This is a genomic window from Bradyrhizobium sp. USDA 3256, assembly GCF_054058275.1.
In genome coordinates, this window is sequence record NZ_JBSSAE010000002.1 from 5416912 (window position 1) to 5437403 (window position 20492).

Consider the following 20492-nt stretch of genomic DNA (forward strand, 5'->3'; position numbering starts at 1 on the left):
TGCCTAGTTGCCGAGGCCCAGCTTCTGCGCCCGGGCGCCATGAAAGTAAGCCTGGACCCAGGGATGATCGGACTTGAGCACCGATGACAGCCGCCCGATTGCTGCGATCCTGCCGTCGGCAAGCGCGGCAACGCGGTCGCAAATCGCCTGCAGGCTGTTCAGGTCGTGCGTCACCATGAACACCGTGAAACGCAACGTCCGATGCAGCGTCCGGATCAAGGTATCGAATTCACCGGCAGCGATCGGGTCGAGACCAGACGTTGGCTCATCGAGGAACAGGAGCGAGGGGTCGAGCGCCAGTGCCCGCGCGAGCGCAACCCGCTTGGTCATACCGCCCGAAAGCTCGGACGGAAACTTGTCTCCGTCTTCGCGCGTCAGGCCAACCATCTCGAGCTTGGCGTCCGCGACTTCCTCCAGCAGCCTTGGTGAGAGCCGCGCCTGCTCGCGCAACGGAAACTGAATGTTCTGGCGAGCCGTCAAGGCCGAGAACAGCGCTCCCTGCTGGAACAGGACCCCCCAGTGGCGTTCATTATCGCTGGTGCCCGCGAAATCGATCTGCCCGCTCCGCTTCGGCAGCAGGCCGACCAATGTCCGCATCAGCACCGACTTTCCGCCCCCAGACGCGCCCACGAGGCCGAGAATTTCCCCGTCGTTCACGTCAAGGCTGAGGTGATCGAGGACGATCTTCTTGCCAAAGCCGACCACCAGGTTGCTTATGTGGATGGCTGGAGTTTCGGGCATGGCTACATCCCGATCGACGCGAAGAAGACCGCAAACAGGCCGTCGAGCACGATCACCAGGAAGATCGATTTGACGACCGACGCAGTCGTCTGCTGCCCAAGCGATTCCGCACTGCCCTTCACACTCAATCCCTCCACCGCCGCGACAAGTCCGATCACGAGCGCCATGAACGGCGCCTTGATGATCCCGACCTCGAAATGCGTGACGGAGACCGCCTCGTGGAGTCGCGCGATGAAGATTGCCGGGCTCATATCGCCATAAAGCCAGGCGATGAGCCCGCCGCCATAGAGCGCCGCGAGCGAGCCGAGAAAGGCGAGGATCGGCAGCGCCACCACCAGCGCCAGGATCCGTGGCAGGATCAGGACTGCGACAGGATCGAGTCCCATGGTGCTGAGCGCGTCGATCTCCTCGCGCATCTTCATCGCGCCGATCTCGGCCGTATAGGCACTCCCCGAGCGTCCGGCCACCATGATGGCCACGATCAGCACGCCAATCTCGCGCAACACGAGGATGCCAACCATGTCGACGACATAGGATTCCGCGCCAAAGCGGCGGAAATGAAAGATGCCCTGCTGAGCAATGATGGCGCCGATCAGGAACGTGATCAGCAGCATGATCGGCACCGCTTGCCAGCCCACCCGGCCGAGCTGATAGACGGTCGACGTCAGTCGGAACGATCGCGGATACCTGAGAATACCAAACAACGCTGCGCTGAAAGCGCCGAGCATATGCAGGAATGCCGCCGAACCAGCCGCCAGCCGCCTGCTGCCGCGGCCCAGCTGATCGAGCCTTTGCAGCAACGGGTTGACTGATCTGCGTTCGGCCGGACCGGAACGGTTCAGTCCTCGCACCTCTTCCAGCAGGTCGCCATATGGACCGTCGGCACCTGTGAGGGCCGCTCTGGTCGTGCCACCGCGGGCTAGCTTTTCAAGCAGCCAGGCCCCGACTGTGTCGAGCGCAGTGACGCGCCGTACATCGATCGAGCCGATATCGGTACCCGCGGCGTGCGCACACAGCCGCTCCAGCGCCTCGACATTGGCAACGTTCCAGGCCCCACATGCGGTGAGCACACGCGGATCGTCCGCATTCGCTGTCAGGGCCGGGGCATTGAGCAAGATTCTGACTCCATGTTGCAGTTCACCTTAGGGTGCTGGAGATGACTGTGTTTGACCCAGCGCAATCGGCCCCACCGGGCCCCAAACATGCGCTTGACCCAAATCAACGGCTTGGCAAGCCGCGGCTCTATGATCCAACAGCTTGCCCGACAACCTCGGGCATTCCCAGGGAGAATTTCTGATGAACCGCCCCGCCTTCAAGCCTTTGCAAAATACTGCATTGCCACACTCGTTCAGGCAGGTTCGGCTCGAGCGCGCACGCGAGCACGATCACCCCGACGGCGCGTCGACGATTGGCTATATCATCGTTGCCCCGCTCGACTCCGCATCGCGGATCGACGTCGAGACCTGGAAGGCCCATCGCGACGCCTGCCGCGTCGTTCGTCAGCGGCCCGCCGAAGATGATCAGCTCGGCCACCTCGTGCATGGTCCAGGCGACAATTGGCGATTCCACTATGACGTGGCCGGCGCGGCAGCCGACGAAGCCGGTTATCATTTCGGCAATGAACGCTTCCGGCCCGGCGAGTATGTCTCAGTTCACGAGGCGGACGGCATGCATCCCTATCGAGTGGTCGCCGTCACGCCGCTTTGATCGCGCTTGCGTCGGATCAGGATGTCGGTCCCCAAGGCACCCGCGATCCGGAGGGAAAGGTCGAGGACGACGTTGACGATCCGGTGGTCGGTCGGTTCAGTGGCGGCAGTGAACCCGAGTTCACGGCACATACTCAGCATGGTGGTGTTCTCGGCCAGCACTTCACCGGACAGCCGCTTCAGCCCTTCCGACTTCGCATAATGGATCAGGAGCTGCATCAGCGCCCATCCAAGTCCTTTGCCCTTGAGATCGGACTGCAGCAGGACAGCGTATTCGGCGTTCTCATAGAGCGAATCCGAATGAAGCTGGACTGCTCCCACCATGGCGCCCGTACTCGGATCCAGCGCGGCAAAGGCCATTGCACGCGCGTAGTCGAGTTGGGTCAGCCGCGCAATGAACGTGTGCGAAAAGTTTCTCATCGCCTGGAAGAAGCGAAGCCTGAGATCCTCGGCGGTCACCCGACTGAAGAAGCTCTCAACCATTGGCTCATCTTCCGGCCGTAACGGCCGGACCACGACGCCCGAGCCGTCCCTCAGGGCGAGCTCACCCTCCCATTGCGATGGGTAGGGCCGCACCGCAAGCCGGGTCTGACCGGCAAACAGCCGCGGTGGCTTGCGGATCGCCACGCGCGCGTCGAGCGCCAGCACGCCGGTCTCGTCCGCGAGCAGCGGATTGATGTCGAGCTCGGCGACTTCCGGAATGTCCGCCGCCATCTGCGCCAGCTTGACGACGGTCAGCGGCACGGCCTCAGCCGGCACGGCCGCGACATCGCGATAGGCAGCAAGTAGTCGCGAGACCCGGGTACGCCCGACCAGATCGCGCGCCAGGTTCATGTCGAGGGGCGGCAGCGCCAGCGCCTTGTCGTTGATCACCTCGACCGCGGTGCCGCCGCGACCAAACACGATCACCGGGCCGAAGGTCGGATCGTCGGCAATGCCGAGGATCAGTTCGCGCGCCGCTCGCCGCTCGATCATCGGCTGGATCGTCACGCCCTGCAGGATGGCATCCGGCCGCGCGCTCCGCGCGCGCGGCAATACTGCCCTCGTTGCCTCGGCGACGCTTTCGCCGGTCCGCAAGCCGAGGATTACCCCGCCGACATCGGACTTGTGGCTGATATCGCGGGAGAACACCTTGACCGCCACCGCAAGCCCCCGAGCCAGAAACGGCGCAGCCTTGTCTGCGGCATCATCGGCATCACGGGCAACAACCGTCGGAACGATTGGAATATCGTAAGCCTTGAACAAGGCGACGATCTCGACTGGGTCGAGCCATCCTCGTCCCTCGGACAGAGCCTCCGCGATCACTCGCCGCGCCGCGGCCGTCTCCGGCGCAAACATTGAGGCGATACTGGGCGGACTTGCGGCCAGCGCGATGGAGGCCTCGCGATACCTCACCAGATGCATGAAAGCGCGCACCGCGTCATCTTCGGTCGGAAAATGCGGGACGCGGGCAGTCTCAAAAATCGTGGCAGTTCGCTCATCGGTACCCGTCCACGCCGCGAGCACCAGCGGGGCGACCTCGCTCTTCCTGACCCGGCGGTCACGAACACATTGCGTCACCGCCTCGGCGATCCCCTCGATCCGCGCAACCGCCGTCTCCACATTCATGACCAGGACCGCATCGCTGTTCGCGTCATCAAGCAACGCGTCGAGGGCGGACACATAGCGGGTGGCGTCGGCATCACCCGAAATATCGACAGGATTGGCACGCGACCATCCGCGCGGCAGCACCTGATCAAGCCGCTTGACCGTCTTCTCAGTCAGGCTCGCAGGGGCGCCGCCGAGTTCGGCCAGGCGGTCGACCGCGAGAATCCCAAGCCCGCCGCCGTTGGTCAGAAACGCCAGCCGATTGCCGCGCGGGACGAAGCCGCGACCGAGCAGCTCGGCGCAATCGAACAACTCACGCAAGTCGTACACCCGCAGCATCCCGGCACGGCGGAATGCGGCATCATAGACGGCATCCGAACCGGCCAGCGCGCCGGTATGGGTCGCCGCGGCTTTGGCACCTTGCGCCAGCCGCCCCGACTTGACGACGATCACCGGCTTCAGCCGTGCTGCGGCGCGGGCAGCCGACATGAACTTGCGGGCATCCTTCACGGCCTCGAGGTAGAGCAGTATCGCGTTGGTGTGATCATCCTGCGCGAAATAGTCCAGCAGATCAGCGACGTCGACGTCGAGCTGGTCGCCGATCGACACGATCCCGGAGAAACCGAGCTGCCGCTCGGCCGCCCACGCGATCATTGCCGCCGCAACCGCGCCAGACTGCGAGATCAAGGCCACGCGTCCGTCGGATGGAGGATGGGCCGCGAAACTCGCGTTGAGCTTCGCGCGCGGCACCATCACACCGATACAATTGGGCCCGACGAGGCGTATGCCGTGCATGCGCGCCGTTCGTGCGACCGTCTCGGCAAGCGAGCCCGCGCCATGCCCGAGGCCCGCCGACAGGATCACCGCACCAGCGACGCCAACTGCGGCAGCGTCTGAGATGATTCCGGGGATTGCGGTCGCCGGCGCCGTGATCACGAGAAGATCCGGAACGAATGGGAGCGACTTGAGATCGCGGGACGTCGCCTCGCCGTCAATCGCCGCGTAGTTTGGATTGACCACCGCGATCGGGCCGGAAAAGCCGCTCGTCTTGAGGTTCATGAGCACCGCCAACCCGAGCGACGACGGACGCGAACTGCCGCCGACAAGCACGACCGATCGAGGCGAAAGAACCCGATCTAGGCCAAACGTAGACATCGGGCGGTCTCGCAAGGAACAAGCGGTGGCGCCTGCCGCTTCGTGCAGCGCGCCAAGGCTCGCATGACATCCTCGCGAGCAATGATACCGAGCAGGTGGTGATATTTGTCAACCACGGGCAGACTTTTCAGGCGATGCGCGACCATTAGCTGCAGAACGCGTTGCAGATTTGTGTCCGGCTCGACCGCGATCACATCGGACGACATGATCTCGTCGACCGTCGTTCCCATGCGATCGTCATAATGCGGTAGTATGTGATCTGTCGTACAGGCAAATGCCTTCAGGGCGTCAAGCTTCGTGACGAACCCAACCACGACATCGTCGCGGAGCACGGGATAGGCGTCATAGTCGTCTTTGGCGAACAGCCGGTACAGATCGCCCACGCTCATTTCGGGGGCAACGCTTCGCACCGAAGTCGTCATGTTGTTCGCGACGGTTTCCTGGAGAAACTCGTACATGGCTAATCCCCTTTGAATGGTTATTTCGGGGACGCGTCGCTGCTTGACGAGCGACGCGCCCCACAAGACGGCTACGCGGCCGTCTTGATGTCGATCTGCTTGCTCTGCTTGGGAGCGGGCTTCTTGACGGTGACCTTGAGCAGGCCCTTGGCGATTTCGGCGCTGACGTCTTCGTCCTTGACGCCCTCGGGCAATGCAACGGACCGCGAGAACGCGCCGAAGCTGCGCTCGACCAGGTGATAGTCCTTGTCCTGCTCTTCGCGCTCGCTCTTCTTCTCGCCGCGGATCGTGAGCGTGTTGTCGGCAAGGTTGAGCTGAACGTCCTTGGTCTCGAGACCGGGCAGTTCGGCGCAGATCTCGATGGTCTTGTCGGTCTCGCTGACGTCCATGCGCGGCATCATCGCCGCAGGCGTTGCGAAGGGCGGAAAATTGCGGCCGAATCCATCGAACAGCCGGTCGATTTCCTGCTGCAGAAACGTGAATGGATTGGCTTCCCGCCGCGCCACGGCGCGCTGGGTTCCAACGGGAATCATGTCCTTGATCATCGGTGGCTCCTGTTTGGGTCTTGGCTTTTAAGTCTCGGCTCGCGAAGCAAAGCTAATCCGGAACAGCCAACGGGCGTTGACCGGGATCAAAACAAGGCCAACGTCACGTGATCAAAGCAAGGTCACAGACCCCTGAGCGAGTTCCGTCATGCATGCCATGATCCTGCCTGCGCTTGGCGCGCGCCTGCAATATGTGGAACGGCCGGACCCGATACCTGGCCCAGGTGAGCTCCGGGTCAAGATCAGCGCCTGCGGCGTCTGCCGCACCGACCTCCATGTCGTCGATGGAGAGCTGCCAAACATCGCCTATCCAATCGTACCCGGCCACGAGGTGGTTGGCCGTATCGACGCGATCGGCGACGGCGTAGGCCATGCGCATCTCGGCACACGCGTCGGTGTCCCCTGGCTCGGCTCGACCTGCGGGCATTGTCCCTACTGCCGGGAGGGCAAGGAAAACCTCTGCGACGATCCCCTGTTCACCGGCTATACGCGGGACGGCGGCTTTGCGACCCACCTGGTGGCGGATGCGCGTTACTGCTTTCCGCTCGGCGAGCGCGGCGACGACGCCGAGCTTGCACCCCTGCTGTGCGCTGGCTTGATCGGCTGGCGCTCCCTGATGATGGCCGGCGACGGTCGCAAACTCGGCATTTACGGTTTTGGCGCGGCGGGACATATCGTCGCGCAGGTCGCACGCTGGCAAACGCGGGATGTCTACGCGTTCACCCGAGCGGGTGACACCGAGGCCCAGCATCTGGCATTGTCGCTCGGCGCATGCTGGACCGGAGCCTCCGAGGACCCGCCGCCGGAGCAACTCGACGCCGCAATCATCTATGCGCCCATAGGCCCACTGATCCCGCTTGCCTTGCGCGCCCTGCGCAAGGGCGGACGCGTGGTCTGCGCCGGCATCCACATGTCGGATATTCCGAGCTTTCCTTACGACATCCTCTGGGGTGAACGGCAGATCGTCTCCGTCGCCAACCTGACGCGACAGGATGGCGTCGACTTTCTCAAGACGGCGGCGAGGGCCGGAATCCGGACACACGTCAGCGTCTTCCCCCTGGATCAGGCGAACGAAGCGCTCGCGCGCCTGCGCGACGGCAAGCTCGTCGGCGCGGCTGTTCTGGAACCACGATGACGCCGACATCATCAACCGACAAGGCCACAGGCGACACCGGCCAGGCGCCTGTATTGTCGTTCATGGCTGGATCTGGCGAACTGAACGAGCCGGTCCAACGGATCGACACCCATTGTTCGATCGTCTTTCTTGGGCCTTCGCGCGTCCTGAAGATCAAACGAGCGGTCAAGCTGCCATATCTCGACTTCTCGACGTTGGAGAAGCGGCGGCGTGCTTGCGAGGACGAGATTGCCATCAACAAGCGCCACGCCCCCTCGATCTATCGCGGGGTGGTGCCGATCACACGCGAGCGCGATGGCTTCGTGATCGGAGGGACTGGACAGGTTGTCGAATGGGCCGTCGAAATGGCTCGCTTTGACGAAAGTAAGACGCTCGATCAACTGGCCGCGCAAAATGCTTTCGGGCCAGAGCTTGGTGAGAGCCTGGCGGCCGTTCTGCTGGATTCACATAAGGCCGCCGCCAGCAGCGATGGATCGAATTGGCTCGCATCGCTTCCGATCATAATCGACCGTAACACGGAGCAGTTCCGCGGCTCGGCGGACTTTCCCCGCGACAGCATCGACAAGCTGCATGGGCTGAGCCACCGCGAGCTGGAGCGGCATCGCGAGCTCCTGCACTCACGCGCAGCAGCGGGACAAGTTCGACGCTGCCACGGCGACGCCCACCTCGGCAATATCGTTATGATCCATGGCAAGCCCGTCTTGTTCGACGCAATCGAATTTGACCCTGAGATAGCGACAACGGACGTCCTCTATGATCTTGCATTCCCCCTTATGGATCTCTTGGCGTTCGGGCAGCGCGCTGCCGCCAACAGACTATTCAACAGCTATATGAAGGCGGCATGGGCCGCCCAATCGACGGCGCTTGCCGTGTTACCGCTGTTTCTGTCAATTCGTGCCGCGATCCGGGCCAACGTACTCCTCACCAAGCGGCAGCAACACCGGCACGATCCAGCGATTGCGAGGGCTGCGGGGCGGTACTTCGACGCGGCAGTCAAGCTAATTGCACCGGAACTTCCCAGCCTCCTCGCAATTGGCGGGAAGTCCGGCACCGGCAAGAGCGTGCTGGCGCAGGACATGGCACATCTGATCGCGCCAGCGCCAGGCGCCCTGGTTCTGCGATCGGACGTCATTCGCAAGCAAATCCACGACGTGAGCGAGCATACGACTTTGCCCGCAACGACGTACACCGCCGAAGCATCCGATCGCGTCTATCGGACCATGTTCGAACACGCCGTGCATACATTAGCTCAAGGGGTTTCGGTCATACTCGATGCGGCATTTCTCAAGCCGGCGGAGCGACATGCCGCTGAAGTCGTCGCCCGCAACGTGAAGGTTGAGTTCCGCGGCATCTTCCTGACCGCCGATCGCGCCGCGCGACTGCATCGCGTAGCATCACGACGACACGACGCGTCGGACGCGACGCCAGACGTGGTCTTGGTTCAAGACAACATTGAAACCGGAACGATCGATTGGGATGTTGTGGACGCTTCCGGCACGCCCTCGGCTACGCTTGAACGTTGTATTCTCTCGCCTGCTGGCGAATTCAACGGACAGGGAGAGCGGTAAGTCGCCTAAGGGAAACTCCTGAATTGGTCGATGCCAACGGGTCTGGCAACATCCTCGCGCCGAAAGGAGGACTTCCATGAAACAGCGATTGACCTTTCTCTTTGTCGCTAGTGCGATCCTCGCGGTTGTCCTTGCTCTGTTATGCAACTGGTACTTCCCGGATCTGGTTCCGCTTGCGTCGACCGAGCCGGCGACGACAGGCTGGCGGCTTGACGCGGCCTTTGCCGTCTCCGCGCTCAGATGGACCGCGGCGTTCGTGGCGGCAGCCTCTGGCCTGTCGTTGCTGCTGATGACCTTCACCAACCGGAACGCCAAAGTCCGCTAGAACGCGAGTTGCCCGTCTGATCTTGATGCCTGCCATGCCTCGAAGGTCGGCTCTTTGGAGCCGACCTTTGACGTCATGGAACGCCGCTGCCGACGTGTTCCTTGTGAGATGAGCACACGAGCCGTTACCTTTCAGGCACAGTTCGATGTCTCCGCCGGCTAGGATCTCAGCCGCCGACCCCAGAGTGGCTTGAGCAGTTCAAGGATTACCAGCATCGCCACTCCCGGTCCGAGCGCGATCATCAGATCGCCCGGATGCAGAGGACCGAACCGAAACAGGGTAGATGCTGGAGGCCAGAGCAGCGCGGTGACGAGAGTGCCTGCGACCGAAAGCAGGATCGCGGCCAGCGCTGGATTTGGCCGCAAGAAAGCGGACAGGAATGAGGCACTGAACGATCGATTGACCAGGACAAGACCGACAATCGATCCGATGAGGGCGAAGAAGGCCAAGGCTCTCGCCTCATCTGCAGGCATGCCAATACGAAATGCGATGACGAACGGGATTGCGACAAGTGCAAAAATCAAGGCACCTTGAAGAAGGCTCCAGCCAACCAACGCCCAAGTAAACAGAGCGCTGTCGGTCCGCCTGGGTGGGCGAGCCATGATGTCGCGCTCCTCGCGCTCGGCCTCGAACACGAGTGAGCAAACGGGATCGATGATCAGCTCCAGAAATGCGATGTGAACGGGGCCGAGAATCAAAGGTAATCCGAAAGCCAGGGGAAGCAGGGCGAGCCCTGCGATTGGAACGTGGACAGCGAAGATAAAAGCCATCGCCTTTCGCAGATTGTCGTAGATGCGTCGACCCAGGCGGATGGCCGAGATGATCGCGCTGAAATCGTCGTCAAGCAGCACAATGGAGGACGCCTCGCGCGCGACGTCCGTTCCGCGCCCGCCCATCGCGATGCCGATGTGGGCCGCTTTCAGGGATGGAGCGTCGTTGACGCCATCGCCAGTCATCGCAACGATCTCGCCGTTCTGCTTCAACGCCTGCACGATGCGGAGCTTCTGCTCCGGCAGTACGCGCGCAAACACGTTCACGCGCCTGACGTGCTCCGCAAGCTGCAGGTCATCCATGAGCCTGATCTGATCCCCTGTAAGCACGTCATGGACATCTAGCCCCGCCTGCTTCGCAATTGCGGTCGCGGTTGCCGGATAATCGCCTGTGATCATAGCGACGCGAATTCCCGCTGAGCGGCATTCACGCACCGCACCGGGCACGCCGGAGCGAAGCGGATCGGCGAATCCGACGAGTCCGAGGAAGCGAAATGCGAAGGCTTCTTGCGAGCAAGGAAGCTGGCTGCCCTTAAGCACGGCCGCCGCGACCCCGAGCACACGGAGCCCTTGCTCCGCCATCAAGCCGACGGCATTTCTCATCGATTCTTGGTCTGCACGACTCAACCGGCAGAGACGCGCGATCGCCTCAGGCGCTCCTTTAGCTGCAACGACGCATTCCTCCGCAATGGATGACCGCCAGACCTGGGTCATGGCCAGGAGTTCTTGCCGGAGTCCGTACGTGCGTACCAGCTGCCGGTGAGCATCCGGTCCGCTGTTTTCCTTCCAGGCGTCGCCGGCAAGGGCGTGCAATGCCCGCTCCATTGGATCCAATGGCTGAGGCGAGCTGGCAAGGACGCCGTAGCGTAGCATCTTCGAGAATTCGGGCCCTATGCAACCCGGATTCGTAGACTTGGGACGCATGCATGCACCATCGAGCAACCGCAATTCTACAACTGACATTTCATTCAGCGTCAGAGTACCGGTCTTGTCTGTGCATAAGACCGTGGCGGAGCCCAACGTCTCAATTGCGGCCGCCCGGCGCGTCAGCACGCGGACTTTCGAAATGCGCCACGCGCCCATGGCCATGAACACGGTGAGCACCACACCAAATTCTTCCGGCAGCATGGACATGCCGATTGCGACGCCGCCGAGCAATGCCTGCAGCCAGTCTCCGCGCAACATCCCGTAAAGCAGCACAGCAACAATGCTGACCGCAGCGCCACCGAAGAAGCAAAGCCGCACCAGCCTCGCTGTCTGCTGTTGAAGCCGCGGCGGCTCCGCCTGCAGCGCACCCGACGACACTCCGATCTTTCCGATCTCACTTTGCCGCCCGGTGGCCGTGACTCGGGCGGTGCCCTCGCCCCGCACGACGAGCGAGCCGGAATACACGAACGGCTGATCGTCGCCGCCCGGCCGATGCTCAGCCACGGCGTCCGTCTCTACCACCTGCTTGCGAACGGGTACAGACTCGCCTGTTAGCAGGGACTCATCGACCTGCAGATCATGACCGTCGAGGAGCACAGCGTCGGCTGGCACGCGATCACCGTCGCCAAGGATAATGAGGTCGCCTCGGACGACGTCCCGGCCGGCGATACGCCGACGTATCCCATCCCGCATCACGAGGGCTCGCGGACTGGTCAGGTCGCGCAAGGCTTCCAACACGCGTTCGGTCCGTGTCTCCTGCACGATCGTGATCACGATCGACATGGCGCCAAAGCCAAGGAGCAGCAGTGCCTCCTTGAGATCACCAAGCAGGAGGTAGATCAGTCCACCGCACAGAAGGAGCGCGAGCATCGGCTCGCGCAGCACTTCCAGCACGATGCGTACGGGAGTGCGCCGCTCAGGACTCGGAAGCTCATTGTACCCTTCGATCCGAAGCCGGGTCGTGGCTTCGGCTTCGCTCAGTCCTATGAGGTCTATGGCACTCACGTCTTCCGCCACAGGCTCCAGAAGCTTCCGCCCAGCAAAAGCGCGGTGACAAGCAGAATGGCCACGAATGTCTGGATGATGTCAAAGTTCAGGGAATCGCGCGCTACGAACAGCGCGGTGACAGATCCCACGAGGACGAAGAGGATGCGAAGGATGATGCTCACGGCTCTCTCCTAGAGGTCCAACATTGTTCAAAGCTCGCCAGCCAAGGGGGGCGTAGCTCGATCCTCGATCTCGCTGGTGCGGCATTTACTCTAGGGGTCGCGCCGCGGGAGGAGTTGCGGCAAATCAAACTGCCTGAGTGCTTGTGCCCGCGAGATCAATGCTGGAGAACATACTGACCTGGCGCATCATCGAGCGGCGGCCCCCTCTGGGGCCCATGAAGCGATGTTCTCGACGGCTCCCAGGTTCCCGAATACGCGGTAAGAAAGCGAACCCACTCCAGCCACCAGGATCCGTCGCGATTCACCGCCTTCCGCAGCCACTCGTCGGGGCCGACATAGTGTTGATCCGCCTTCTTCTCCAACAACTGATAGCTGTGCCCCTCCTCCGATAGCGGAGCAACGATGCCGGCGTTGTGCCCGCCGCTCGCCAGCACGAAGGCGATATCGGCATCCGCGAGCAAGTGAATCTTGTGAACAGACCGCCAGGGCGCGACGTGATCACGGACCGTGCCCACCACAAACATAGGCGCGCGAAGTTCGGAAAGTGCTATCGGCTGCTCGTCCGCCAGATACCGGCCCTCGGCAAGGTCGTTGTTGAGAAAAAGCTTGCGTAGATAGTCCGAATGCATCCGGTAGGGCATGCGGGTCGCGTCCGCGTTCCATGACATCAGGTCACTCGGTGCGGTGCGATCGCCCATGAGATAGTCGCGGACCAGGCGCGACCAGATCATGTCGTTCGACCGCAGCAACTGGAACGCACCGGCCATCTGCGCCGTCTCGAGCACGCCGCGCTGCCGCATCATGTCCTCCAGGAACGCAATCTGGCTTTCATTGATGAAGAGCGTCAGCTCGCCTGCATCGGTAAAATCGACCTGGGCCGCCAGCAGCGTCACCGACCGGAGGCAATCAGGCCGCTCCCTTTGCAATCGGGCCGCGGCAATCGCTAGCAGGGTGCCACCGAGGCAGTAGCCTGCCGCATGGATCGCGCGTTCAGGGGCAAGCTGACTGATCACGTCGATGGCCGCGTCGACCCCAAGCTTGCGATAGTCCTCGAGACCAAGATCGCGATCGGCTGGCCCCGGATTTCGCCATGAGATCATGAACACGGTGAAGCCGCGCTCGACCAGGAAGCGCACCAGCGAGTTCTCGGGCGAGAGATCAAGAATGTAATATTTCATGATCCAGGCTGGCACGATGAGCACTGGCTCCGGGCAGACGTCCGTGGTCGCGGGCGCGTATTGAATGAGCTCGATCAGCTCATTGCGGTAGACGACCTTCCCCTTGGTCGTGGCTACATCCTTGCCGACCACGAAAGGCGGAGGCTCGGAGGGCTTGCCGCTCAGCAGGTCGCGGCAATCTTCCAGCCAGTTATGCCAGCCCGACACGAAGTTGCCGCCACCCGAATCCATCGCCCGCCGCAGCACCTCTGGATTGCTGAACGCAAAGTTGGACGGCGCCACCACATCGAGGCATTGGCGGACAGTGAAATCCACAATTTCCGAATTTCCTTTCGAGACGCCGCGCAGGCCGCTGGTCGCCGAATGCCACCATTGCTCTCCCAGCAGGAACGCCTGTGCTATGACGTTAAAGGCCGGCAATGTCCAATCCTGGCCGGCAAAACGGTTGTCACCCGGCTGTGGCTTGACCATGAACCAGGGCTGCCAGGCAGCATGCGGCGTCGACACCATGCGCGCGAAGCGCGAGCCCTCAGCAACTGCGTTCAGCGCCAGCTGAAGCCGTTTACCGGGTGACGCCGCAAGATGGAGTTGCCAGTCGGCGAAAGCGAGCGCGAGGCTGGCCGGTGAAAGTCCGCCGGTCCATCGCGCCATGGTCGCATGAACCAGTTGGTCGATCGATTCGGCACCCGTCAATGGCTTGCTTTCGAACGTTGCTGAAGCGGGCATACTGGCCCCCGTCACATCGTCGTTAGCTGGAGATGTGGGCTGGTCGAGAACCGCTTGGACTGTCATCGCTCGTCTCCTTGCTCGAGCGGGATGGGCTCGGGCGCACCCTGTCTCTCCGTCTGGCAATTGGTCCGACGCAGCCTCTCCTACTTAGCCGAGGCGGAACCGCTTCCGGCCCAGCGCCACGATCTCGCCGTCCGTCGGATGATCGCTCGGCTCAACGTGCAGGTTGAGGTTGGGCCGTTCCGCCGTGAGATATTGCATCAGCTCAACCTTCTCGATCCCCGAACCGATGACGAGCAAATCGCTGCAACCGCTCACGGCCTCCCCTACCCGGGCGAGGAATGTCGCGTCGACCGGGACGCGGCCATCGCCGATCGTATTCGTCTTGTGATGCAGATGCTGCGACGCCAAATGCGCGTGGACGGCCGTCGCGCTGACGCCTGTCAACCCGATGCCGAAAACCTTCGCAACAAGGTGATCGATCCAAACGACAGCATGCGCATGTGACTGCAGGGTCGTCTCGCTCATGAAGTAACTCCGGTGCTTTCTTTCTCTGCTTCTCTCAATCGGCGCGCCAATGCCGCAAGCAGCTCCCTGCGACTGACAATGCCAACGACGGTTCCGGCGCCGAGCACCGGAATCTGAGCGACATTGTAGACATCCATCTGCGCGACGACGTCCTCGATCGATGCCTCGGCATCGACGGTGATCGGCGAGCCACTCATGAGCGAGCCGACCTGCAGCGTGCGCATGCGTTCGCGTTCAGGTGTATTCTCCGCAATGCCAAGCAGAGACTCCAGCCAGTTTCCTGACGGCGGGCTGATGTCAAGCTCATCGCGGTGAAGGAAATCCCCCTCCGAAACCATGCCGACGAGGTCGCCGGCGTCGTCGATCACCGGTAGGCCGCGCTGATCGGTCTCAAGCGGCAGCTCGATGGCATCGAGCACGGTGGCAGTCGGCTTGATCGTCGCGAACGAACTGCGCATCACATCGGTGGCGAGCATTGTCATCTCTCCTATTCAACACATGTGTTGGCCGCCATTGATCGACAGCGTCGATCCGGTGATGAACCCTGCTTCGTCGGCAGCAAGAAACGCGACGGCACGGGCAATCTCCTCCGGCTGCCCCAACCGCCCGACCGGGATCTGCGGCAGAATGGAATTCTGCATGACATCGGCCGGCACCGCGGCCAGTATCTCGGTGTTGAAGTAGCCCGGGCAGATCGCATTGACCGTGATACCGAACCGCGCGCTTTCGAGCGCCAGTGCACGGGTGAAGCCGAGCTCGGCGGCTTTCGCCGCGGCATAATTCGTCTGGCCGATCTGGCCCTTCTGCCCATTGATCGACGAAATGTTGATGATCCGCCCGAACTTGCGGGCCCGCATGCCCTCGATGAGGGGTCGGCACATGTTGAATAGCGAATCGAGATCGGTTCGTATCACCGCGTCCCATTGCGGCTTGGTCATTCGATGCAGTGTGGCGTCGCGCACGATACCGGCGTTATTGACCAGGATGTCGATCGGGCCCAGCGCCGCCTCCACCTCGCGCACGCCGGCTGCACAGGCCTGAAAGTTCGCGACATCCCACTGGAATACGGGAATTTCGGTCTGATCCTGAAACGACCACGCGGCTCCCGCATTTCCAGCATAGCAGGCCGCAACCCGGCATCCGGCGGCAGCGAGGGCACGCGAAATCGCGGCGCCAATTCCTCTGCCTCCACCCGTAACCAATGCGACGCGCGCCATGCCGGCTCCTCCAAGCTGGGTACAACATTTGCGCGAAGTACACGCTCAATGAATTGATCTCGCTCAATCAGAATCCCCGACCGCATATGAGGCAGATCAAATTGCTCCGCCTCGACCGGTGCTTTGATAGCACTTGCTCTTCCAACCCTTTGGAGAACGGCCCATGTTCAAGAACATCCTGGTGCATATTCCGACGGAGTTGTCGCCACGTCCCGCGGTCGACGGATCGGTTTCGCTCGCGCTCGGCACCGGTGCGCATCTCGACGCAATGGCGATCGGCTACGAGACCGCTAGCGTACCGTTCGTCGTTGAAGGCGGTGCGGCGGTCGCCTCCCTGTTCGAGGCTGAACATGAGCAGGCCCTCGAACGCGCCGAGGTTGCGCTGCGCATCTTCGATATCGAGGCACGGAATGCGGGGATATCGTACGCGACCCGCGCCGTAGGTGCGCTCCCCATCGATGCGCGGGAGATGATCTGCGCGAGCGCGCGACTGCATGACCTGACCGTGGTGGTGCAGCCGCTGGGCGAATATAACAGCTACGACAATGTGATCCCGCGCGAGCTCTTGTTCCAGGCCGGGGGTCCTGTTCTGTTCATGCCCTATACGTTCCACGGCGCGTTCTCGGCGAAGCGAATCGGGATCTGCTGGGATGGCAGCCGGCTTGCCGCCCGCGCGCTGCATGACTCGATGCCCCTATTGCACGCAGCCGACGCTCTCGTGGTCATCACCATTGATGGCCCTGACCCAATCCCCTCGGAAAGCTCCACCGACCATTTGGTCCGATATCTTGCAAGGGCCGGTCTGCCGGCCAAGATCACGTCGTTGTCGGCGTCCAAGTCCGAGGTTCAGTCAATCCTACTGTCGATCGCGGCGGATGAAAGCCTTGACCTTCTTGTGATGGGCGGATACGGCCACTCCCGCCTGCAGGAAACCCTGCTCGGCGGCGTGACGCGCGACATGCTGCGCACGATGACCGTCCCAGTCCTGATGTCTCACTAAGCGCGAGCCGAACTGTGAAGCATCCAGCCGGGACATTTCAGAGCCATATCGCTCGTGGCTTCGTGGGCATCAGCGCGATCTGCGCCGCGCTGACTCCAGCCGCTGCGGACCAAGAGCAAGGCCGTCGCCTTGCGCAGCTCTACTGCGCCCGCTGCCATGCTATCGATCGGGTGAGCCCGAGCCCGCTGAGGATAGCACCTCCGTTCCGGACATTGCACGAACACTATCCGGTCGAGATGCTGCAGGAATCGCTGGCGGAGGGAATCGTCACCGGCCATCCGACCATGCCCCAGTTCAGCTTCGAGCCGGACCAGGTGGGCGACTTCATTCTGTTCTTGAAATCTCTCGAGCGGGGCCAGACGGACCGTTGAGCCAGGTCAATGCGCGGATCGCACAAAGCCTCATTGTTCAGGCTTCAACACGGAGGTCCGACATGCGCGCGCATCAGATCATGACCAAGCATATCATCGCCGTCAGTCCGCACACCAAGATCCTGGATGCGGCCAACATCATGCTGCGATGCCACCTCAGCGGTCTGCCGGTGATGGACGAAGACGGCACGCTCAGGGGTATGGTGTCCGAGGGAGATTTCCTGGAACGCGGCGAGATCGGCACAGGACACAAGCGCTCGGCATGGCTGGAGCTATTCACCGGCGTGGGTCGCGCTGCGACCGATTTCGTGCACGAACGCGGCCGCAAGGTCGAGGATGTCATGGCGACGAACCCGATCACCGTCGAGAAGCAGACACCACTCGACGAGATCGTGCATCTGATGCACAAGCATGGCGTGAAGCGGGTGCCGGTCGTGAACGGCAAGACCATGGTCGGAATCGTCACCCGGGCGGACATCCTGCAGGCCGTCGCATCGCTGGCGCGCGAAGTTCCCGATCCGACCGCCGACGACAGCCATATCCGTGAACGGATCCTGCGCGAAATCAACGCCACCGGCTGGCGGCCGGCCGGCTTCCAGGTCTGGGTACGCAACGGCGCCGTGCATCTGCACGGCCTGATCTTCGATGAACGAGCTCGTCAGGCCGCGATCGTGCTCGCCGAGAACACCTCGGGCGTCAGGGAAGTCCACGATCATCTCTGCTTCGTCGACGGCTACTCCGGCTACTACGTGGAATCGCCGGAAGACGTCAAGGCGGCTAGCTGATCAGATCGAGGAGCCGCACATGGCAATGAGTACACTGCTTGTCGTCTCAGCCGTCTGTCTCGTCTTCGCGATCTTTGCGCTCGTGCTCGCCTTGACCGATCGCAACACGACGCGCTGGCGTCAGGAACAGGACCGAGCCAGCACACGCGCTGCCTATCCCGATAAGAACGGGACCTAGCAGCGCTTTTTGCCTCGCGCGCCGAGACACTGATGTCTCGCCGTGCGGCCACCATTCATTGCCCTGCACTCCCCGGAGCTACGTACAAATACGTAAGTGGCTTCTACTTAGGGGAAATATCCAAATTTCCTGATCCACGAGATGCGATCAATCTGCCTCCATCGATCTTCCCATTCATGGAGCGTCGCCATGCAGACCCAGAACGCCATTTCTTTCGAGAACAGCCGTCACCCGACCAGCATCCTCAGCCGGCAGGCGCGCGTTGAAGGGCCCTTCGGCATGATTGGGACGCCGATGCGGTTCGCCCGCAACAGCGAAATTTACGGCGAGGACGAGGCCGCGGAATACCTCTATCAGGTCGTTTCCGGCGCCGTCCGAACCTACAAGATTCTGGAAGACGGACGTCGCCAGATCGGCGCATTCTATCTGCCCGGGGATATTTTCGGATTCGAGGCCGGCGAGACCCATATCTCCTCGGCCGAGGCCGTCTCCGAGACGCGGGTCATCGTGGTCAAGCGCGCCGCGCTCATGGTCCGTGCGACCCACGAAAAGGATCTGGCACGCCAACTCTGGGATGCGACGGCCCAGGAACTGCGTCGCTTTCAGGAGCATCTGATGCTGCTGATCTGCAGCGCTGAAGATCGTGTCGTCGGCTTCCTCCACGACATGGCGCGCCGCGCCGTCAAGAATGCGGCGATCGAGCTTCCGATGTCGCGGCAGGATATCGCCGACTATCTCGGTCTGACGATCGAAACGGTGTCACGCACCTTTACCCAGCTCGAGCAGAACGGCGTGATCTCCCTTCCGACCTCGCGTCGGGTGGAACTGCGCAACCGCGCGATGTCGAACCGGAACATGGCGGCGTAAGCGAAGGGCGCGCCAGGCTTCGATAATCGGCCGCAAGTGAGAGGCTAGGAATAGGATGCGGTCGAACCTGGCGATCACCTATGGGCAGGACAAGCTGCCGCGCTACACCAGCTACCCCACGGCTCCGCATTTTTCTGCGGCGGTCAGCGAGGTTGATTACGGGGCATGGCTCAAGTCAGTTCCAGCTCGGCGGCCAGCCTCGATCTACCTGCACGTGCCGTTTTGCCGGTCGATGTGCTGGTACTGCGGGTGCCACACTTCCATTACCAGCCGCGACGAACCGGTCGCCGTTTACGCCGCCGGCCTTCGCACCGAAGCGCATCTCGTTACGGAAGCGGTCGGTCAGCGATTGCCCGTCTCCCACATCCATTTCGGTGGCGGCACCCCGACGATCATGACGCCCGAAACCTTTGCCGACCTCGTCAGCTCGCTACGCTACTCGTTTTTCGTGCAGCCCGACGCCGAAATCGCCGTCGAGATCGATCCACGCACCCTGACCGAGCCGATGGCGGAAGCATTGGGGTACAGCGGCGTCAACCGTGCGAGCCTTGGTGTCCAGAGCTTCGATCCTGTCGTCCAGCACGCCATCAATCGGTCGCAGAGCCTTGAGCAGACCGCGGAAGCGGTCGAGCGGCTGCGCCGTGCCGGCGTCGGCCGCATCAACTTCGACCTGCTCTACGGCCTGCCCGCTCAGACTGTCGCTTCCTGCCTGGATACCGTCGACACATGCGTCGCGCTGCGGCCCGACCGGCTTTCCGTGTTCGGATACGCCCATATTCCCTCCTTCAAGAAGCACCAGCGCATGATCGACGAGGCGTCACTGCCGGATAGCCTCGAGCGCCATCGTCAGTCCGAAGCAGTCGCGCAGGCGCTGATCGATGCCGGATACATCAGCATCGGCCTCGACCATTTCGCGCTCCCCGACGACAATCTGACCATCGCAAAGCGCGAGGGCCGGCTGCGGCGTAACTTCCAGGGCTACACGGATGATTCTGCCGAGACCCTGATAGGCCTCGGCGCCAGCGCAATCGGCCGCATGCCGCGGGGCTTCGTGCAGAACGCAGTTGGGACACGCGACTATCTTGCACGCATTGCTGAGGACCGGCTTGCCACCGTCAAGGGCTACATGCTGACAGCGGAGGACCGTTTCCGAGCCGACATCATCGAGCGCATCATGTGCGACATGGCCGTCGACCTGCCGGGAATGTGCCGCCGGCACCGCTGGGATCCTGGTTCGGCCGTCGTCGACCGTTCCCGGCTCGACAGGCTGATCGCGGACGGCGCGGTGACGATGAGAGGTGACCAGCTCCTGATCAACGATGATGCGGAGTTCCTGGTCCGAAGCGTCGCCTCGGCGTTCGACGCTTACCTCGGTCGCGCCACGGCCCGGCATAGCCGAGCGGTCTAGATTGCGACCGGCGGGACCCGGTCCGCACCCTCTACAGCAGTTTCGGATGTTGGCGGCTTCGTTTGCCGATCCAGGCCATGCATGTCGCAAACAGAACGAGCGTCGCAATCCCAGCGGCGCTGGTCACAAACTGCGCCGCGATACT

The 20492-nt window shown here is 62.3% G+C and carries 21 protein-coding genes; 10 read left to right on the top strand and 11 right to left on the bottom strand.

Features of this window, described 5'->3' with window-relative positions; all coding sequences use genetic code 11:
* Positions 1 to 3: 3 nt before the first annotated feature.
* On the bottom strand, positions 4 to 741 hold the full coding sequence (locus ACVWY5_RS27535) for an ABC transporter ATP-binding protein (RefSeq protein ID WP_028332753.1): 738 nt from the start codon (positions 739 to 741) through the stop codon (positions 4 to 6).
* Between the two features lie 2 nt (positions 742 to 743).
* A complete protein-coding gene (locus tag ACVWY5_RS27540) occupies positions 744 to 1856 on the bottom strand; it encodes an MlaE family ABC transporter permease (protein WP_080666966.1) in 1113 nt (370 codons plus the stop codon).
* A 181-nt stretch (positions 1857 to 2037) separates the two neighbouring features.
* Here ACVWY5_RS27540 and ACVWY5_RS27545 point away from each other — a divergent pair, with 181 nt between their 5' ends.
* Complete coding sequence (locus ACVWY5_RS27545) at positions 2038 to 2448, top strand: hypothetical protein (RefSeq protein WP_028332755.1); 411 nt, start codon at positions 2038 to 2040, stop codon at positions 2446 to 2448.
* On the opposite strand, the gene ACVWY5_RS27550 is transcribed toward ACVWY5_RS27545, so the two are convergent.
* The 3 genes from ACVWY5_RS27550 to ACVWY5_RS27560 form a co-directional block, all read right to left on the bottom strand.
* Complete coding sequence (locus ACVWY5_RS27550; protein WP_051376034.1) at positions 2418 to 5189, bottom strand: bifunctional acetate--CoA ligase family protein/GNAT family N-acetyltransferase; 2772 nt, start codon at positions 5187 to 5189, stop codon at positions 2418 to 2420. The genes ACVWY5_RS27545 and ACVWY5_RS27550 overlap by 31 nt on opposite strands.
* On the bottom strand, positions 5171 to 5647 hold the full coding sequence (locus tag ACVWY5_RS27555) for a CBS domain-containing protein (RefSeq protein ID WP_028332756.1): 477 nt from the start codon (positions 5645 to 5647) through the stop codon (positions 5171 to 5173). The genes ACVWY5_RS27550 and ACVWY5_RS27555 overlap by 19 nt, the downstream gene beginning before the upstream one ends.
* Positions 5648 to 5718: 71 nt before the next feature.
* Entirely contained in the window at positions 5719 to 6192 is a 474-nt protein-coding gene (locus ACVWY5_RS27560) for an Hsp20/alpha crystallin family protein (protein ID WP_028332757.1), read from the bottom strand.
* Positions 6193 to 6340: 148 nt separating this feature from the next.
* Between ACVWY5_RS27560 and ACVWY5_RS27565 the strand changes: the two genes are divergently transcribed.
* From ACVWY5_RS27565 to ACVWY5_RS27575, 3 genes are all read left to right on the top strand, one after another.
* Positions 6341 to 7327 carry a zinc-dependent alcohol dehydrogenase family protein gene (locus ACVWY5_RS27565; protein WP_028332758.1) on the top strand — a complete coding sequence of 329 codons (987 nt, stop codon included), beginning with the start codon at positions 6341 to 6343 and terminating at the stop codon, positions 7325 to 7327.
* On the top strand, positions 7324 to 8895 hold the full coding sequence (locus ACVWY5_RS27570; protein ID WP_051376035.1) for a bifunctional aminoglycoside phosphotransferase/ATP-binding protein: 1572 nt from the start codon (positions 7324 to 7326) through the stop codon (positions 8893 to 8895). Before ACVWY5_RS27565 ends, ACVWY5_RS27570 begins: the two co-directional genes overlap by 4 nt.
* A 76-nt stretch (positions 8896 to 8971) precedes the next feature.
* Complete coding sequence (locus tag ACVWY5_RS27575; protein WP_028332759.1) at positions 8972 to 9220, top strand: hypothetical protein; 249 nt, start codon at positions 8972 to 8974, stop codon at positions 9218 to 9220.
* Between the two features lie 158 nt (positions 9221 to 9378).
* Here the strand turns inward: ACVWY5_RS27575 and ACVWY5_RS27580 are convergent, their stop codons facing one another.
* The 6 genes from ACVWY5_RS27580 to phbB all read right to left on the bottom strand — a co-directional run bounded on the left by ACVWY5_RS27580 (position 9379) and on the right by phbB (position 15738).
* On the bottom strand, positions 9379 to 11922 hold the full coding sequence (locus ACVWY5_RS27580; RefSeq protein WP_321176599.1) for a cation-translocating P-type ATPase: 2544 nt from the start codon (positions 11920 to 11922) through the stop codon (positions 9379 to 9381).
* Positions 11919 to 12086 carry a hypothetical protein gene (locus tag ACVWY5_RS27585; protein ID WP_283088607.1) on the bottom strand — a complete coding sequence of 56 codons (168 nt, stop codon included), beginning with the start codon at positions 12084 to 12086 and terminating at the stop codon, positions 11919 to 11921. Before ACVWY5_RS27585 ends, ACVWY5_RS27580 begins: the two co-directional genes overlap by 4 nt.
* Before the next feature lie 155 nt (positions 12087 to 12241).
* Positions 12242 to 14056, bottom strand: coding sequence for an alpha/beta fold hydrolase (locus ACVWY5_RS27590; RefSeq protein WP_028352029.1), 1815 nt, complete (start codon positions 14054 to 14056; stop codon positions 12242 to 12244).
* Positions 14057 to 14140: 84 nt separating this feature from the next.
* Positions 14141 to 14521, bottom strand: coding sequence for a hypothetical protein (locus ACVWY5_RS27595; protein ID WP_051376036.1), 381 nt, complete (start codon positions 14519 to 14521; stop codon positions 14141 to 14143).
* Entirely contained in the window at positions 14518 to 14997 is a 480-nt protein-coding gene (locus tag ACVWY5_RS27600; RefSeq protein WP_321176598.1) for a CBS domain-containing protein, read from the bottom strand. The genes ACVWY5_RS27595 and ACVWY5_RS27600 overlap by 4 nt, the downstream gene beginning before the upstream one ends.
* A gap of 15 nt (positions 14998 to 15012) precedes the next feature.
* Positions 15013 to 15738 (bottom strand): acetoacetyl-CoA reductase, encoded by a 726-nt coding sequence (gene phbB / locus ACVWY5_RS27605; protein WP_028332764.1) that lies wholly within the window; start codon positions 15736 to 15738, stop codon positions 15013 to 15015.
* A gap of 163 nt (positions 15739 to 15901) precedes the next feature.
* Between phbB and ACVWY5_RS27610 the strand changes: the two genes are divergently transcribed.
* From ACVWY5_RS27610 to hemN, 6 genes are all read left to right on the top strand, one after another.
* Positions 15902 to 16738, top strand: coding sequence for a universal stress protein (locus ACVWY5_RS27610; RefSeq protein ID WP_028332765.1), 837 nt, complete (start codon positions 15902 to 15904; stop codon positions 16736 to 16738).
* A gap of 62 nt (positions 16739 to 16800) precedes the next feature.
* Positions 16801 to 17109, top strand: a complete 309-nt coding sequence (locus ACVWY5_RS27615) for a c-type cytochrome (protein WP_283090689.1) — start codon at positions 16801 to 16803, stop codon at positions 17107 to 17109.
* A 62-nt stretch (positions 17110 to 17171) separates the two neighbouring features.
* Positions 17172 to 17894 (top strand): CBS domain-containing protein, encoded by a 723-nt coding sequence (locus ACVWY5_RS27620; protein WP_028332767.1) that lies wholly within the window; start codon positions 17172 to 17174, stop codon positions 17892 to 17894.
* A gap of 19 nt (positions 17895 to 17913) precedes the next feature.
* Complete coding sequence (locus tag ACVWY5_RS27625) at positions 17914 to 18072, top strand: hypothetical protein (RefSeq protein WP_283088612.1); 159 nt, start codon at positions 17914 to 17916, stop codon at positions 18070 to 18072.
* A 189-nt stretch (positions 18073 to 18261) separates the two neighbouring features.
* On the top strand, positions 18262 to 18939 hold the full coding sequence (locus tag ACVWY5_RS27630) for a helix-turn-helix domain-containing protein (protein WP_028332768.1): 678 nt from the start codon (positions 18262 to 18264) through the stop codon (positions 18937 to 18939).
* A gap of 55 nt (positions 18940 to 18994) precedes the next feature.
* Entirely contained in the window at positions 18995 to 20347 is a 1353-nt protein-coding gene (hemN, locus tag ACVWY5_RS27635) for an oxygen-independent coproporphyrinogen III oxidase (RefSeq protein ID WP_028332769.1), read from the top strand.
* Positions 20348 to 20492: the final 145 nt, after the last annotated feature.